At 45.2% G+C, this 16,021-nt stretch carries 13 protein-coding genes and 1 riboswitch; of the genes, 1 reads left to right on the forward strand and 12 read right to left on the reverse strand.

Annotated features, from left to right (window positions below):
* Nucleotides 1-69: 69 nt before the first annotated feature.
* The 4 genes from SB752_RS28555 to SB752_RS28570 all read right to left on the reverse strand — a co-directional run bounded on the left by SB752_RS28555 (nucleotide 70) and on the right by SB752_RS28570 (nucleotide 4,951).
* Nucleotides 70-1,827 (reverse strand): Rieske (2Fe-2S) protein, encoded by a 1,758-nt coding sequence (locus SB752_RS28555; RefSeq protein WP_410718849.1) that lies wholly within the window; start codon nucleotides 1,825-1,827, stop codon nucleotides 70-72.
* Between the two features lie 300 nt (nucleotides 1,828-2,127).
* Nucleotides 2,128-3,285 (reverse strand): MFS transporter, encoded by a 1,158-nt coding sequence (locus SB752_RS28560; protein ID WP_410718908.1) that lies wholly within the window; start codon nucleotides 3,283-3,285, stop codon nucleotides 2,128-2,130.
* A gap of 107 nt (nucleotides 3,286-3,392) precedes the next feature.
* Nucleotides 3,393-3,788: a (R)-mandelonitrile lyase gene (locus SB752_RS28565; protein WP_410718850.1), complete on the reverse strand. Its 396-nt coding sequence runs from the start codon at nucleotides 3,786-3,788 to the stop codon at nucleotides 3,393-3,395.
* A 113-nt stretch (nucleotides 3,789-3,901) separates the two neighbouring features.
* The gene (locus SB752_RS28570; RefSeq protein ID WP_410718851.1) at nucleotides 3,902-4,951 is read right to left on the reverse strand and encodes an NAD(P)-dependent alcohol dehydrogenase; all 1,050 of its coding nucleotides are present in this window, start codon (nucleotides 4,949-4,951) and stop codon (nucleotides 3,902-3,904) included.
* A gap of 225 nt (nucleotides 4,952-5,176) precedes the next feature.
* Between SB752_RS28570 and SB752_RS28575 the strand changes: the two genes are divergently transcribed.
* Nucleotides 5,177-5,725 carry a TetR/AcrR family transcriptional regulator gene (locus SB752_RS28575; RefSeq protein WP_410718852.1) on the forward strand — a complete coding sequence of 183 codons (549 nt, stop codon included), beginning with the start codon at nucleotides 5,177-5,179 and terminating at the stop codon, nucleotides 5,723-5,725.
* Between the two features lie 275 nt (nucleotides 5,726-6,000).
* Here SB752_RS28575 and SB752_RS28580 read toward each other — a convergent pair whose 3' ends face one another.
* From SB752_RS28580 to nrdI, 8 genes are all read right to left on the reverse strand, one after another.
* Nucleotides 6,001-6,636: a hypothetical protein gene (locus SB752_RS28580; protein WP_410718853.1), complete on the reverse strand. Its 636-nt coding sequence runs from the start codon at nucleotides 6,634-6,636 to the stop codon at nucleotides 6,001-6,003.
* 247 nt (nucleotides 6,637-6,883) lie between these two features.
* On the reverse strand, nucleotides 6,884-7,237 hold the full coding sequence (locus tag SB752_RS28585; protein ID WP_410718854.1) for an SH3 domain-containing protein: 354 nt from the start codon (nucleotides 7,235-7,237) through the stop codon (nucleotides 6,884-6,886).
* A gap of 510 nt (nucleotides 7,238-7,747) precedes the next feature.
* Nucleotides 7,748-8,224 (reverse strand): acyl-CoA thioesterase, encoded by a 477-nt coding sequence (locus tag SB752_RS28590; RefSeq protein ID WP_103110454.1) that lies wholly within the window; start codon nucleotides 8,222-8,224, stop codon nucleotides 7,748-7,750.
* Between the two features lie 12 nt (nucleotides 8,225-8,236).
* Nucleotides 8,237-10,528, reverse strand: a complete 2,292-nt coding sequence (gene metE, locus SB752_RS28595) for a 5-methyltetrahydropteroyltriglutamate--homocysteine S-methyltransferase (RefSeq protein ID WP_410718909.1) — start codon at nucleotides 10,526-10,528, stop codon at nucleotides 8,237-8,239.
* Nucleotides 10,529-10,672: 144 nt separating this feature from the next.
* Nucleotides 10,673-10,869: riboswitch (cobalamin riboswitch) on the reverse strand.
* Nucleotides 10,870-11,005: 136 nt separating this feature from the next.
* Complete coding sequence (locus tag SB752_RS28600) at nucleotides 11,006-12,340, reverse strand: SMI1/KNR4 family protein (RefSeq protein ID WP_410718855.1); 1,335 nt, start codon at nucleotides 12,338-12,340, stop codon at nucleotides 11,006-11,008.
* Nucleotides 12,341-12,473: 133 nt separating this feature from the next.
* Entirely contained in the window at nucleotides 12,474-13,424 is a 951-nt protein-coding gene (gene nrdF / locus SB752_RS28605) for a class 1b ribonucleoside-diphosphate reductase subunit beta (protein WP_410718856.1), read from the reverse strand.
* A gap of 115 nt (nucleotides 13,425-13,539) precedes the next feature.
* Nucleotides 13,540-15,624, reverse strand: a complete 2,085-nt coding sequence (nrdE, locus tag SB752_RS28610; RefSeq protein ID WP_410718910.1) for a class 1b ribonucleoside-diphosphate reductase subunit alpha — start codon at nucleotides 15,622-15,624, stop codon at nucleotides 13,540-13,542.
* Nucleotides 15,611-15,970: a class Ib ribonucleoside-diphosphate reductase assembly flavoprotein NrdI gene (gene nrdI / locus SB752_RS28615; protein WP_410718857.1), complete on the reverse strand. Its 360-nt coding sequence runs from the start codon at nucleotides 15,968-15,970 to the stop codon at nucleotides 15,611-15,613. Before nrdI ends, nrdE begins: the two co-directional genes overlap by 14 nt.
* Nucleotides 15,971-16,021 lie beyond the last annotated feature (51 nt).

Consider the following 16,021-nt stretch of genomic DNA (forward strand, 5'->3'; position numbering starts at 1 on the left):
CGATTCAGGAGTTCCTCTGCTATTTTAGATTAATACTCTTTTTTCTCGGTATTCATCAACTCTTTTAGATTACGCCTCTTCAAATAGCCGTTCGCCCCGGTGCAGTCGAGTGGCAATTCGGGCGATATGTGGAAGTTCACGAGGGGTGGGTGCATGCGCCGCCAAATAGCGGGTTGCCGCCAGAAGCATTGTTTCACCAGCGCGAGCGGCAAAATCATCGCTACGTATTGTCCAGCGCTCAAATTCGGCGACCGCTGCTTCATACATTTGAAACGAATGGAATTCGGCGTCCTCGCGTAATAGCGCATGGCCCAACGTATTAAGCAGGGCGTCAGGGTCGCCGCCGGCGTGCAGATATCCCGCTGTCCAGCGTGCCGATTCGTTCACCTGCTGGCGTAGATCCAAAATTTGCAGCAATCGCTCCGGATAGGTAGTGTCAACGGCTGGGACGGCCGAGCCATCCGGGCGGGGTGCCGCAGGGATATTCAAAAAGCGATCCAAATAAATTCTGATTAGCCCGTGGTAGATGGCCCGAATGAGCAGCGGATGGGTAGATCGGCGCAATCGCTCATGCACGGCATGGGAATAGGTAAAGGTATGCAAAACGGAGATCCAATCCCCGAAATCATTCTGGGTATGGAAGCGCACGATTCGTTCAGCTGCGGCTAAAGCAACCAATTGGGCCAGTTGCGCCGGATGTGCACCGGATTTCAATAGCTCTGTCACAAGGCTCACTGTTTCGAGTGGTTTGTCACTTAACAGCTGTTCCACCATTTTCTTCTCTTCCGCTACGAATATCTCTCTATAGGGCTTGGCCAGAGGGAGGCTATCCAGTAGAGCGAAAGCTTCCTTTAGCGGAGCGACCAGATTCACTGGCGACTGCCATTGGTGAAGTTCCTCGCTCCTTGTCGGATTGGCGAGGAGCCGAACCAGTGAGGTCAGTGTCTGCTCGGTGTGCTCCTCGCCGATAAGGCCAATCGCTTCAAAGGCTTTATTATGGAAATCGAACGTATGGCCGCCGTCTAAATAAAAGTGGTCAGTCGCCGCCATCAACATCATCTCCGAAAGCATCTCCAGCGAAGCCCCTTGGTGGATCGCCGTGAGCAATACTCTTTCTGCCCCTTGAGTGTCGCGCACCTCGATACAGCTGCGGTACCATTCCGTCAGCCGCTCAAACGGCACGTTAGCCTCCGGTAGTGGCTTAAGCAGATGCCGAGTCGCGGCACCGGAGCTGTTGCGCGCCACATGAAGCAACCCTTGATAAAGAGCGAGAATCGTTCCTGCTTTATCTAGCTTTGGCAGTACATTGGCCATCGCGGTAAGAATCGTGAGTCCCGAACCCCAGCTTCTCCCATGCACAGTACCGAAATTTATGCCTACCTGCATGATTTCCGTTGCTGGAACGCCGGCTTCCACCAATCCGACAACGGCTTTGGCAATCACGAGACCCAAATTTTGTTCCAGGCCTTCTCGCAACCGGCGTTTGTATTTCTCAACGCTGTTCGTCTGTTTTGGATGTGGATTCACCCAAACTACTCCATTTTCAAGTTTTACTTCATAGGATGGAACATCGTCCGCCCACAGATCCAACGTTCCACCGCTGCAAACATCAAAGCGCGCATGATGCCAATGGCAGGTGAGTATCCCTTCACACAAGCTACCCATATGCAAGGGAAATCCCATATGCGGACAGCGATTGTCGACCGCATAAACCTTCTCCTCATGATAAAACACGACGATCCCGCCGTGGATCAACTTGTGGCCCTTCTCTTGGATGGATGTCAGTGTACCCGCATTGATCCAAGGCTGCCTTTGGGTTTGTTGCATTTCGATCCCTCCATTTGATTCTGTATTTTCAAACAATTTAACATCACCTTTTAACTTTGTCAACATTTTAATTTGTAATGTATGTTAACAGCGTTTAAAAATCTGACTTATCTAAATTTCCACAAGTTACTCTGTCACCCATAAAATCAAAAAGAGATACTCAAATGCATTGGGTATCTCCTTCTTACCTATTCTATTTTCGGATGGTTTTGCTTCATTACTTCCGGACTTCTCTATCATAAACAGCGACTGTCTCAGACAAGAGTAAATAGTCTTAAACAGCCGCTGATTTATTAAGCTTTAACCCCCGCAATAGCTGGATTTTCTTAGAAAAATGGATACACAACTTCCTATCAGTAACAGAAATCCTCCAAATACAACGTAATGAATGCCAAGGCCTGATATAAAAAATCCGCATACTGTGGCACCAACTGTTGTTCCTAAGTTTGCGGATGTTAAAAATAATCCATTTGCAAACTCAGGAGCCTCTGGAGCTGCAGACGTAATCCAGTATTGGTTGATATTTGCCCCGATACCAGCCAAGATCCCCCAGCATAAAATAATGAAGGCCATTGGAACACTGAAATGTCCCATCAGGAATAAGACGATGTAAACAGCTCCTAATGCAAAAGGAAAAGTCGCTACAGATTTGAAAGCATTAGTAGTGAGCAACTTCCCTGCTAGGATATTCCCAATAATATTTGCCGCACCGTATATAAATAAAATGAAGCTAATTGTGTTCCATGTCATCTTCGTAACGGTTTCAAGATACTCCGTGAGGTAACTATAGACTCCGAATACAGCTCCATTCATAAAAATGACCGCGGCAATGGATAACCAGGTAATTGATTTTTTTAGTACGCTATATTGTGCACCGTAAGATAGTTTTTCACGAACAGGCATGGATGGTACATAGAGGAGTGTAGTTATAAATACGATAGCATTCACAATAGCAAAGAATAACATTGCCATGTTTAGTGAGGTTGCCGTAGCAATCAAACTAGTAACGGGCACACCAAGTACCATTCCTGCCGAAACACCAATAAATATTTTGGATACCGCCTTGGGTTCCTCTTCCTTACTAACCGATCTGGCAGCTACTGTAAAAGCCAATGAAACATAAATCGGATGAAATAGGGCTGGGATCACACGAACGATAACTAGTACGGTAAAGTTAGTTGTGAGTGCCGAGACAACGTTTCCTAAAAGGAAAATGCCCAGTACAAGTAACATGGTCGCCTTACGATTCATGCGCGAAAATAAAATAGGCATAATTGGACCAGATATTGCTACAGCAAGTGCAAAAAGACTTACAACCAACCCTGCACTGGATATACTGACCTGAAAGTTATCGGCAATTAACGGCAATATACCAATAACGCCCATTTCGGTATTTAAAATGCCAAATACACCCGTTGTCAAAATTAATATAAGCAAGTTATTTCGTTTAACAGTCATCATTTATCTCATATCCTCACTTCTTCCCGTGCGAACTGCTGACTGCTATCAAACCATGTGATTTCCTTAAACAGGCATTTTTGCATTTCGTGTAAAGTCCAGTCCGACTAGGCATCGTATTGATTGTCACTGACTTTCTCCATCCATTCGACAGCCTTACCGTCAAGTTGTTCTTGAATGGCAATGTGAGTCATAGCGGTGGTTGGAGAAGCACCATGCCAATGTTTCTCACCCGGCGGGAACCAGACCACGTCACCGGGACGAATTTCCTCGATCGGACCGCCCCAGCGTTGCACCCGTCCACTGCCCGCGGTAACAATCAAAGTTTGTCCTAATGGATGAGTATGCCATGCCGTCCGTGCTCCAGGCTCAAACGTAACGGTCGCTCCAGCTGCTCGAGCAGGAGCTGTTGCTCCAAACAGGGGATCAATACGAACTGTTCCGGTAAAATATTCCGACGGTCCCTTGCCGGAAGGTTGCGAGCCGATTCTTTTGATTTCCATTTCTCAAATACCTCCATTTTAAGTTATTTGGTCTAATAGCTGCTTCATAGATTCGTACGGGAAGAGGCACACCGTGGTTGGAGTGCCCCATATTGCTTTGCAAGGATGACTCTCTATTCATTGTTCATCGTGCTGATGTCGATCACAAATCGATACCGGACATCTGAGGCTAATACACGCTCCCAGGCTTCATCAATCTGGTTAGCAGAGATAACCTCAATCTCAGGAGTAATAGTGTGTTCAGCGCAAAAGTCTAACATTTCCTGCGTTTCACGAATACCGCCAATCATCGATCCAGCAAACGACCGACGATGACCGATAAGAGATAAAACATGCACGGACAATGGCTCCGCTGGCGCACCTACGTTGACTAATGTACCGTCCAACGCAAGCAACGAAAGATAGGCATTCATATCGATTTTCGCGCTGACTGTATTTACGATTAGATCGAACGAACCAGCCAATTTATTAAATGTCTCTGGATCGTTCGTGGCATAATAATGTTCGGCTCCAAGCTGCAACCCGTCTTCTTTTTTCTTTAAAGATTGTGATAAAACCGTAACCTCAGCCCCCATGGCATGAGCGAGCTTCACGGCCATGTGTCCAAGCCCACCAAGCCCCACAACAGCTATCTTTTTGCCGGGAGCGGCTCCCCAATGGCGCAGAGGCGAATAAGTTGTGATACCGGCACAAAGCAAAGGAGCGGCGACATCAAGCTCCAAACCGTCAGGTATTCTAACCACGAACTCTTCAGTTACAACGATGTGAGTGGAATAACCACCCTGCGTATACTGCCCGTATCTGTCGATGACTCCATAGGTGCCCGTATTCCCACTAAGGCAATACTGCTCCTCTCCATTATGGCAGTTAACGCACTCTCCGCAGGAGTCAACCATGCAGCCTACCCCCACCCGGTCACCAATCGCAAACTTTGTGACATCCGAACCAACCTGGGTGACAATTCCGGCAATCTCGTGTCCTGGAACTAAAGGATAGTTCACCGCCCCCCACTCGCCGCGAGCTGTATGAATATCAGAATGGCAAATACCAGCGTACTTAATCTCAATGAGGACATCATGAGGCTGGAGATCCCTACGCTCTATCTTGGTCAGTTTGAATGGACCCTCTGGACTGAAAGTTGCGCGTGCTTTAACAGTAATCATAGTTTAACCTCCTGCAATCCAATGTAGTATCAATATCCGCCCGGAAGACAATCCTATGTCATCCTCTAGAGCCGGATATTCAAATTTTGTTGTTTAATCAACTTATGTCTATTATTATATGAGCAAGAAGAGTATAATCAATGGTTAAAAAACCGTGAAATGTTGATATATCAACAGATATAACAAATATGTTCATTATCTCAGAAGGCTAGGTGATGTTCTTCTATGACCAAAGTGGATCGGAGAATTCTTAAAACACAAGAGTCCTTAAAACAAGCTATTATTGAACTGATGACTGAAAAAAACTTTGATGAGATTACTATTCAGGATATTGCGGATCGGGCAAATGTGAACCGCGGAACCATCTATCTTCATTATCAAGACAAATATGATTTATTGGATAAACTCATTGAAACACACCTTGACGAATTAGGAGAGATGGATAAGTGGGCATGTGAGATGGATTGGATCGACGCTCTTATTCCATATTTTGAATATTTTGCGGATAATTACTTGTTTTTTTCCACCATGTTAGCAAGTAAAGGGACCCCATCGTCTTTCAGGTCACGGCTTTTTTCTTCATTTATTGAAGGATTCAAAGGTGAGATTGACAGAGAAAGCGGTAGGAATACTGAATTAAGTGAAGATGTTATGCTGCAATATGCTGGGAACGCTTATGTAGGAGTAATTGAGTGGTGGATTCGGAACGGGATGCCGTATCCGCCGCAAGTTATGGCCAAACAAGTTGGAGTTTTGTTAGAAAGAAGTCTATAGTTCATGTATAACAAGCAAGAGCGTCCTGCATAATTGATAGGACGCTCTCGTTCTTTCATTCATATCTTTATTTTTAACGGCAATTCAACGCAACCTCTTCCTTTTCCTCCGTTCGTTATTAACTATTTTATGACCTTCTCTGATGAAAAACTGTAGCTTCATATCGTGGGAATATGAGGGGGCGAGATTGAATGAACGGGTGATGCACGGAAGGAAACCTATTTGGGTTGGTGGAGCCGCTGTGTTAGCCGTAGCCAAAACCTAGTCAAGCATGCTTATTTGGCAGGAGTAAATTTGTTAGGCATAATCTCTCCCGTTCCCGCATCTATTCCAATAGTGATAGAGCGTTTGGAATCTTTTTCAGTAAACGTAAGGTTATATCTGCTAAATTTGCTTATATAGTTGTCTACAACATTGGCACTTGAAATCTCATAGGATTTTGTTTCAGGATGTAAGGCATAGATTTTATCTACCCCTTTTTGTACATTTGGGTATGAAAGAACTTTAGAAGCATCCAATGATTGTATGGTATAGCTAAGGTTCCCCGTTTTCGAATCTACTGCAAAGTGAAAAAAGTTATTTGAATCTTTTTCAAGGTTAATAACATACTTATCGTACTCATCTTTTGAAACCACATCTTTATAAGCATTGACCTCATAGGATTTTGTTTCAGGAAACATAGCATAGACTTGATCGATTGCTGCTTTCACATCCTTGTCCGCAAGAGCTTCAGAAGCTGAGACTTTTTGGTAAGTTCCTGCATACAATTTCGCAGAATCTTGGTTCTGAGCTGCAGTCTTTTGAGTTGGATTTTCATTAGCACTAACTAGTAAAGCTCCAGATAGGGAAATCGCAGTAGCCAATCCTAAAGCTGCCAAACGTACGGATGTTTTTTTAAGATTTTTTTTCATAACAATTCTCCTTCAGGTTTATGTTTTGGGGATTTTTTCCCCTAGGTATAAAATAGATAGAACTATTAAAATAAATAGTGGGGTAAAGTTAAAATTTTTATTAAACCTCGATCAAAGTGATTTTCGCACTAAAAAAGACGCCCTACATTGTAGAGCGCCTCTCTATTTACTTGAACTTCACTACCGTACCATAAGCGAAACGAAGTAAGCCAAGATTTACAAACGTTTTGCTCGTTCCCTGTCAAGCTTACCCCTCAGCTAAACATTCCATGGGTATCCAGCCTGCTTCATCTGTATCCTCCAGTGTGCACCAGCCCCAGCCATTCAGCTCGCGTTCGAGCCAAACCCGCTCTCCACCAGCCACTGTTAACTCATGAGCGGAATATGCCTCTGTAATAATACCTTGCTCGCCTTCTTTTTCGATGATTTGCTCCGGTACCCAGCCCTCGGATTGTAAATCTAGCGAGTAGCAATATCTCCAGTTGCGCCAATTTTCCGGCCCATCGTCCAGTTTCCCCAACTTGACCTTCTGTCCAACATCAAGACATATTGGATTCGGATAGCTAGATTGATGTGGTTTGCTTACAGTAAATATTTTCACAGCTTGATCCTCCTCGAACAAGAACGTACGATCCTATTGTAACGAATCTTTTTCCATCTTTTCAAGCCATTTCGAGCAGCTGGTCACTATGTTTTCACAATCAACTGGGCATTTATGGTATTCTGCATGAAAAGGGATCATCATGATGGAGGAAATGGAGGCGTGCGGCTGCTATGAAAACCACTTGGAATCTGCAAAGGATACTTTCACCCTCTTGATAAATTTGTGATCGTCATGCTTGCTGGATGGGTGACCAGTTTATTCTCCAATTTGCTTGGTACTGCATTTGCCAGCGTGTCTGTCATGCTGGTTTTGCTGTGGTTCACGTCTCCGAAATGGACGGACTCCTGGTTTACCAGACAGATTCTGCATCCACTAGGGACTCTGTCTGTTTGTTCATTGCTTTTTATTGGTTGTGTTTACTTAATTCGTTCTCTTTCCTAATAATCTACACTCAGAACGAAGAAATCGCCCCTGCCCTAGTTTTTATTCCAGGACAGGGGCGATTTTTTACACTTCTGCTTTACGCTTCCGTCTCAGCTCATAACGCTCTTTGGCCTTTTCGTGCTGGAGCTTCTCTTCCTCTGTTTCGGGTATGACGGATGGGACGAGAGTCGGTTTCCCTTGGTCATCAAGGGCAATCATGGTCAAATAAGCTCTAGCAGTCATCTGCTTTGTCCCCGTCAAAAGATTCTCTGATTCGACCTTGACGAATACCTCCATGGAAGTGCGATGTGTCCAGGTTACATATGCCTCCAGATTGATTGCCTCTCCAGTTTTGATCGGTGCCAGGAAGTCAAAGGAATCGCTGGACACGGTAACGACCGGCTTGCGGCAGTGTCTCATCGCGGCGATGCAAGCAATCTTGTCCACATACGCCATCACTTTTCCTCCGAAAATGGTGTTGTGGTGGTTCGTATCCGGCGGAAATACGAGGTCTGTCAAATAGGTTCTGGACTGCTGAACGGGGCAAGATGTCTCAAGCATCTGTCCAACTCCTCACGTGGTAGATTTTGGTGCAGACAAACGGTCACGGACCATATGTGTAGCTTCTACCATATTTTTTAACGATGCAATCGTTTCCCGAATTCCACGAGTCTTGAGCCCACAATCGGGATTGATCCAAAACTGTGATGGAGGAAGCACCTGAAGCGCGCGACTCACCATTTGTTCCATCTCGGCTACAGCAGGAACGCGTGGGCTGTGAATATCGTATACTCCCAGTCCAATCCCTTTATCGTAGGTGCGAGTCTCAAACACGGAAACCAATTCCCCGTGACTGCGTGATGTCTCGATCGAAATGACATCTGCATCTAGCTCGCTAATGACGTCGATGAAGTCATGGAACTCGCAATAGCACATGTGCGTGTGAATTTGCGTAGTCGGTTGCACAGATGATGTAGCGATGCGGAATGCCTTGATTGCCCAATCCAGATAGCCCTTTCTGTCTTCTGCCTTGAGGGGGAGTCCTTCGCGCAAGGCTGGCTCGTCTACTTGAATCATATGGATACCTGCTGCTTCAAGCGCCTTTACTTCTTTTCGCAGCGCCAAAGCGATTTGCTCGCAAACAACTTTGCGGGAGACATCATCCCGGACGAACGACCAATTCAAAATGGTCGCCGGGCCAGTGAGCATTCCCTTCACAGGTTTCTGAGTCAATGACTTGGCGTAAACACTTTCTTTTACGGTCATCGGGGAGGTGAACTCCACATCTCCGTAAATCACTGGTGGCTTTACACAACGAGAACCATAGGACTGGACCCAACCGTTTTTCGTAAACACAAATCCGTCAAGCTTCTCGCCAAAAAATTCGACCATGTCATTCCGCTCAAACTCACCATGCACCAAAACATCCAATCCGATCTCTGTCTGGATGCCAATCCATTCCTTAATCTGCTCCTGAATAAAAGAAGCATACTGTTCAGCGGACCATTCTCCCTTTTTATACTGTTGTCTAGCCTTGCGAACTTCAGTCGTCTGCGGAAAGCTACCAATCGTGGTTGTTGGAAGCAATGGGAGATTCCACGCAGCTTGCTGGATTTCCTTGCGTTCGTGGAACGGCACCTCTCTCTTTGCTGAGGTCTTGTCCAGCTCTTCCAAAGCTCGCTTCACTTCTACACGATTTCGTGCGGGCGACGACTGCAAACGCATGATGGCAGATTCATTTTCCGCAATCTGTTTTGAAATAACATATTTACCATATCGGAATCCTTGGACTAAAAGCTGTACCTCTCCCAGTTTTTCGTCTGCAAATGCTAAAGCTTGTTTTACTTCTTCTAAATCACTCTCTTGATGAACGGTAACAGGGACGTGCAGGAGACTCGTAGATGGTTGCAGCCATAATCTCTCAGGGGGAACAATGTCAGTGATGCTCTTGACCAGGCTCCATTTTTCCTCCAGAGAAGATCGCCAAATGTTGCGCCCATCAATAATTCCTGCAGCCAGTACCTTATCCTCCGGGAAACCATGCGTTTGCAAATGTGCCAGGTTTCTAGCGGCGCCTTGTACCAGATCCAATCCGATTCCTTGGACAGGCAGCGCGACCAGCTCTTGATACCAATCCACGGCTTCAAAGTACGTCTGCAGCATGAGCTTCAAATGTGGCAGCGCTTGGCTCAGCTGTTCGTACACACTTTTTATCACTGGCAAATCAAGCGCAGGTACTTCCATTACAAAGGCTGGCTCGTCTATCTGTACCCACTCTACCCCGTGCAGCTCCAGCTCCTGCAAGATTTGGATATAAAGCGGAACCATTTTCTCAATCGTTTGATGGAATTCATCAGATGCGAATCCTTTGGATAATTTTACAAATGTATATGGCCCCACCATTACTGGCTTGCCCTTAATCCCGAGCGATTCCTTTGCCGCGAGGTACGCTAGAAGTGGCTTGTTTTCAGTCACAGCAGGTTGTCTGTCCCCAAACTCCGGAACGATGTAGTGGTAGTTCGTCGTAAACCATTTCGTCATCTCGCCAGCAACAGCGGATTCATTCCCCCGAGCCATAGCAAAATAGGTAGCGAGAGAAACAGGTCCTCCATCATAATTATACCGTTTAGGAACAAGCCCAAACATCACGGCCATGTCCAGCATATGGTCATAAAATGTAAAATCATTAACTGGAATCAAATCGATTTCTTTTTCCTGTTGCTTTTGCAGATGGCGATTGCGAATTTGCTCCATTTGCTTTAACAAAACGCTTTCCGCAAGCTCCCCTGCCCAAAACGATTCCAATGCCTTTTTCCACTCGCGCTGTTCGCCGATCCGTGGAAATCCCAAATTGCTGCTTTTCATGAATTTCCTCTCCATTCTTTGCTCGATCATGTCTGAGTCCACCCAACAAAAAAGGCATCTCCAACGATCAAAAAGAACGTTAGAAATGCCAAATAAGCACTGAGATCACAGCATCCTAACACCTCCCTATCTCCCGTAGGTTAAGCAGTGTCGTTGAAACAGGCAGGTCTCCTGACTTGAGGCTCATGATCTGCACATGCCTTCCCAATCCGGTTGGATCAGTGGCTTCTCGTAGTGCCGACTCCCCTCATACAGTGGCGGGACCGTGTCGGATTCTCACCGACTTCCCTTTTCATCCTTGCGTGATACAACAACAAGGAACCTGTTTCCACTCATATGCAGTTTTAAAAAACAAAGCATGTACCCCTTAGACTAGCTGGCAACATCTTTTCATACAGTAACATGCAAACCATTTTTTGTCATGTCAAACTTTACCGAATGAAACAATTCCTACCTCAAATTAAGGCACTCATGGCTCTACAATAAGATCTTGTCCACCTGATCAATAGTCTTTTTAATAATCGCTTTCTTGGTGTTCAGGATTTCTGAATCATGTAATCTCCCTAAAAAATCCAACATTTCATTTTTGCTTGGAACTCCATAAACCTTTAATTGGGTGGAGTTGCAAGTATTCTGTTCACGTATCATTTCTTCTAATCCATGGATGATGGTTAAGCGGTGCCGCGTCTCCAATTCAGCCCAATGCTTCAAATCATCCCAGGATGGTTTTGAAATTGCGAATAATGCAGCCCATCCATCTGTTGCAGGCAATCGACAGTTCTTCTCAAGCCAGGTAATCACGCGATTGGATTCGAGTGCAGATAGATGACGCAATGCTTCATAGCCATTAATCTCTTTTACTTTTGATTCTTCTACGTAATTCACAATGAGCTGGTAGGCCTCATCGATAGGTAAGCATCTTGCCGTTAAATATGACCGATCCACAGGATTTATCGTACCTGGCTCTACCCAAAGTTTTCTAACCCACTCTGCGGCATCTTTTCCAACTCCCTCTCCTACGATCATGCACAACACTTTTGATTCCTCTCGCGAAGAAGTGGGGAGCCGTTTCCATGCATACGTAAGAATTTCGTCACGTGGAAATGATTGAAGTGCTGATACTTCTCTACTGTTTACTTCACCGTGGTACAAAATGTATTGAAATAAGGAATCGAGGGACTCTTTGGCATCTTCGAATCGTAGACTCAGAAAAGACTGAAACCACGCTTTCCACCGCTGGGCAGCATCAGAGTTTGTTTCAATTCCGCCCGATCCTAAAAAGCATTCATATTGCCACATTTCTGCACCAATACTGCCAAGCTCTGTCATCTTGCTTAGGTATTCCGAAAAGGAAGAAGCAAGTAGCGTAACCTCGTCTGTCTCGTGATCCCAATAAACGACAGGTGGCTCACCATCATACTGTAAATCCAGAGCTAAATAATCACCGTTACCCACAGGAAAAAATGTGAGTTTTCCCGCTAAGCTGCTAGCGTATTGTTCTTTTGCATATTCTTCGTGCCAATACTGCAGCCACTCCAGATTCCAGCCTAATTCTCCGCTAAATATCTCTCTGAACTCATGCGGCAGTACAACCTCATCGGATAACGACCACCTAAAATAGAGATGCTTGGACCATTCCATAAGCACCTTCTTGAAGTCATGTGGAAGCTGGATGCCTAGCTTTTCTTCCACTGAAAGCATTTCTTGAATGGTTGTAGGGTCATCTGCAGTGAGCTCGATGATCTGGCCATTCGTTATTTTTATACGTTCAAGTATGGAAGTCCATTGTACGGTAAGGTAACGAATATTCATTCTCTCCTCCTGCTACATATTTCTTGTGACAGAACCTACAAAACAAGATCAAAAAAATACACACACAAAATCTCTTATCTATTTTGGTGTGTAAGGTGGAGTGCTATTTTGTTTTATCAAGCTATTTTGGTGGCTAAAATTTAAAATCGTCGTCAGAAAGCGGCTCTACATTCAGTGTACGAACATAGCCATTGCCCTTTTTCGAGAAGAAGTCATGCTGCTTGGTATGCGTACGGATGCCGTTTAATACGATTGGATTGACTTCTTCGTCTGGGAAAAATGGATCTAGTCCCAAATTCATCAACGCTTTGTTCGCATTGTAACGGACATAGGCCAAAACGTCGTCAGCAAGTCCAATTTCGGTATAGAGCGATCTCGTATACGCCTCTTCGTTTTGATGCAATTCTTGCAGAAGTGCGTACAGCTCCTCTTTCACCATTGACTGCTCAGCGACACTCAGACGCTGATACACTTCCTGAGCGAGTACACCCACATAAAGTCCATGAATGCTTTCATCGCGCACGATTAGGTCAATGATTTCGCCACTGCTCGTCATTTTTCCTTGTCCTGCCAGGAAAAGCGGATAGAAAAAGCCGCTGTAAAACAAGTAGCTTTCCAAAAACACGGATGCCACCATCGCCATATATAAATCCTTCTCGGAATGAATCTCTTGATAACGTGTAGAGATGAGTGCAGCTTTCTTTTGCAAATAGGGATTTTTTTCCACCCAGCTGAAAATATCATCAATTTCTTCGGTTGCAGCAAGTGTGGTAAAAATGCTGCTGTACGATTTGGCGTGAATTTGCTCCATCATGCCCATAAAAGCGAGGACAGCTTTGCGCTGCAGTCCATCGACATGCTCCATGATTTTGGGCATTCCCACTCCGCCCTGTACGGTATCCAATAGGGTGAGGCCACCTAACACTTTTTTATAGGTATCCCGTTCAGCAGCGCTTAGCTCCATCCAGGACATCTTGTCGTCAGAGAGCGGGATTTCGTCATCGGTCCAGAACTGCATAATGCTCTGGTTCCAAAATGTCATTGTAAAATCGTCGTCCGGCCTGTTCCAATTGACAGCTTTCATGTGGCGTTCCTCTTCTCTTTTTACTTACAGTTTTCTTCGTTAAACTACACACCCACACCCTACTTGCCCTCTTTCTTCCTAAGGTTCGAGAGAGCAGCAGGGTGTTTGATTGGTTTTAAACGGCGCAGCTTATGCACTCTTCTACAGTCAAATGCTTCGTGCGTGTGTAGTAGAGCGACTTGAGTCCTTTTTTCGCCGCGTAGATGTAGTAGCGGGCAAGCTCGCGAGTCGAGATGTTACTGTTCACATGCAGTACCGTTGAAATCCCTTGGTCCACATGCTCCTGAATTTCAGCGATCAGATCAATGACTTTAAACTGATCGATCGAGTAGGCCGATTTATAGTAAAAATAGTTTTCCTGTGACAAATACGGCATTGGATAATACGTCGTCGAGTTCGCATACGTTCTCGTTTCGATATGCTCGACGATTGGCATGACGCTGGAGGTTGCATTTTGAATGTACGAAATGCTTTGGGTTGGTGCAATCGCCAGACGATATGCGTGATACAGCCCATGAGTTTGAACCTGTTGCTTCAAGTTCTCCCAGTCTTCGGTAGTCGGGATATACATGCCTTCGAAGAGCCGCTTTGCTTTTTCCGTGCGTGGCTGATAATCAGTGATTACATACTTGTTAAAGTACGTGCCCTTTGCGTATTCCGATTGCTCAAATCCATGGAATGTTGTTTCTTTCTTTTTCGCAATCATCATGCTCATTTCGAGTGAATAATAGTTCATCATCATGAAAAAAGTCCGAACAAAATCTTTTGCTTCTTCACTCTCGTACGCGATTTTGTTCTTCGCCAGATAGCCATTCAGATTCATGGCACCAAGCCCGACAGAGTGCAGCTCGCGATTTGCTTTTTGCACACCTGGTGCATTTTCTACCTTTGTCATGTCACTGACTGCTGTGATGGCTTCGATGCCTTCGTGGACGGACTCTTTAATCATTTTGCGTTCCATCACGTTTGCAATATTAAGCGATGCCAGGTTGCAGCTGATATCTCGACGAATCACGTCCATTTCTCCGTAATTCATGATCGAGGAGGTTTCCTGCAGCTGGAAAATTTCCGTGCACAGGTTGGACATCTTCACTGCCCCAATATCTTTCAAGGCGTGATCGCGGTTCGCATTTGTTTTATTCATAATGTAAGGATAGCCGGATTCCATCTGGATCATGGCGATTTTCGTCAGCATGTCCCGTGCGCTCATCACGACTTTTTTCTTGATTCGATCGTTGGCAACCAGCTCATCGTACATCTCGTCCAGATCCAGATCATCCAGATGAACTCCGTATTCCTTGTACACCGAGTATGGAGCAAACACAGTCAAAGGCTTGTTTTCCTCAGCGAGCTTGTAAAAGACGTTCGGAACGATGAGGCCAATCGACAAGGTCTTAATCCGCGACTTTTCATCGGCATTAATTTTTTTACAATCGAGGAATTCATTAATATCCCAGCCAAAAATGTTGTAGTATGCCGCTCCCGATCCTTTGCGTTGTCCCATCTGGTCCGCATAGGAGAAAGCATCCTCTAGAAGCTTGAGTACAGGCATGACCCCTTTTGCTGCACCCTCGACACCTTTGATCGGCTCGCCGCGTCCGCGAAGCTTGGACAGGTTTACAGCGACTCCACCGCCGATTTTGGACAACTGCATGCACGTTCCCAAAATAAAGTTAATCGAGTTCAACGAGTCATCCATTTCAAGCAAGAAACAGGAAACCATTTCCCCCCGTCGACTTTTTCCTGCATTCAAGAAAGTCGGAGTTGCTGGCTGCAGTCTTTGATCCATCATGGAAACCGTCAAACGTTTGGCCAGCTCGAAGTCCCCTTGGCCCAAGGAGAGTGCGACAATCGCTACCCGATCCGAGTACTGCTCCAAATACATGGATTTGTCGTTTGTTTTCAACGCATAATCTTTATAAAACTTGGAGATGGCCATATACGATGCAAATTGAAATGAAGCGTCTTTTGCCAAACGGAAGACTTCCTCTACCTGCGAAGCTGTATACGTAACGTAGACGTTTTCGTAGTAGTCATTTTCAATCAGGTAGTCCATCCGTTCTTTAATACTTGCAAAAGCCAAGGTTTTCTCCTCAACTTCTTTCATGAAATCTGCAACGGCTTCACGATCCTTTTCAAGCTGAAAAAATCCGTCTTCTCCACGCTGCATCAGTTGGTTGTTCAATTCAATATGTCGCAATTGCTGCCACCCCACTCGTAAAATGTTCCACATCTCGGCCTGTTCCCGATAATTCAAATTTAGATATTACCGGAACGCCGTAAAGATTTGCAATCGTATCTGCACTTTTGGCAAAGCTTTGACCCCAGTTGCGGTTCCCGCTTGCCGATACGCCTCGCAGCAAGGAATGATTTGTTTTTAGAAATGTCGTCACTTTTTCAGGTACTTGTCCAAATCCGGTCGTGTACGTAACCAATATGAACGGTTCATCCAATATCATCTCAGGATTAATTTCCACATGTGGCAAATCGATCTTTTGGACAAATCTGCGTACATTCCCTGTTTTTGAATCAAAAGCAATTAACATATCCCTCATCCTTTACTGCGTATGTATACTTTCTGTACAAATGAAAAACGC

Source organism: Brevibacillus sp. SIMBA_040 (assembly GCF_046535075.1).
Classification (GTDB): domain Bacteria; phylum Bacillota; class Bacilli; order Brevibacillales; family Brevibacillaceae; genus Brevibacillus.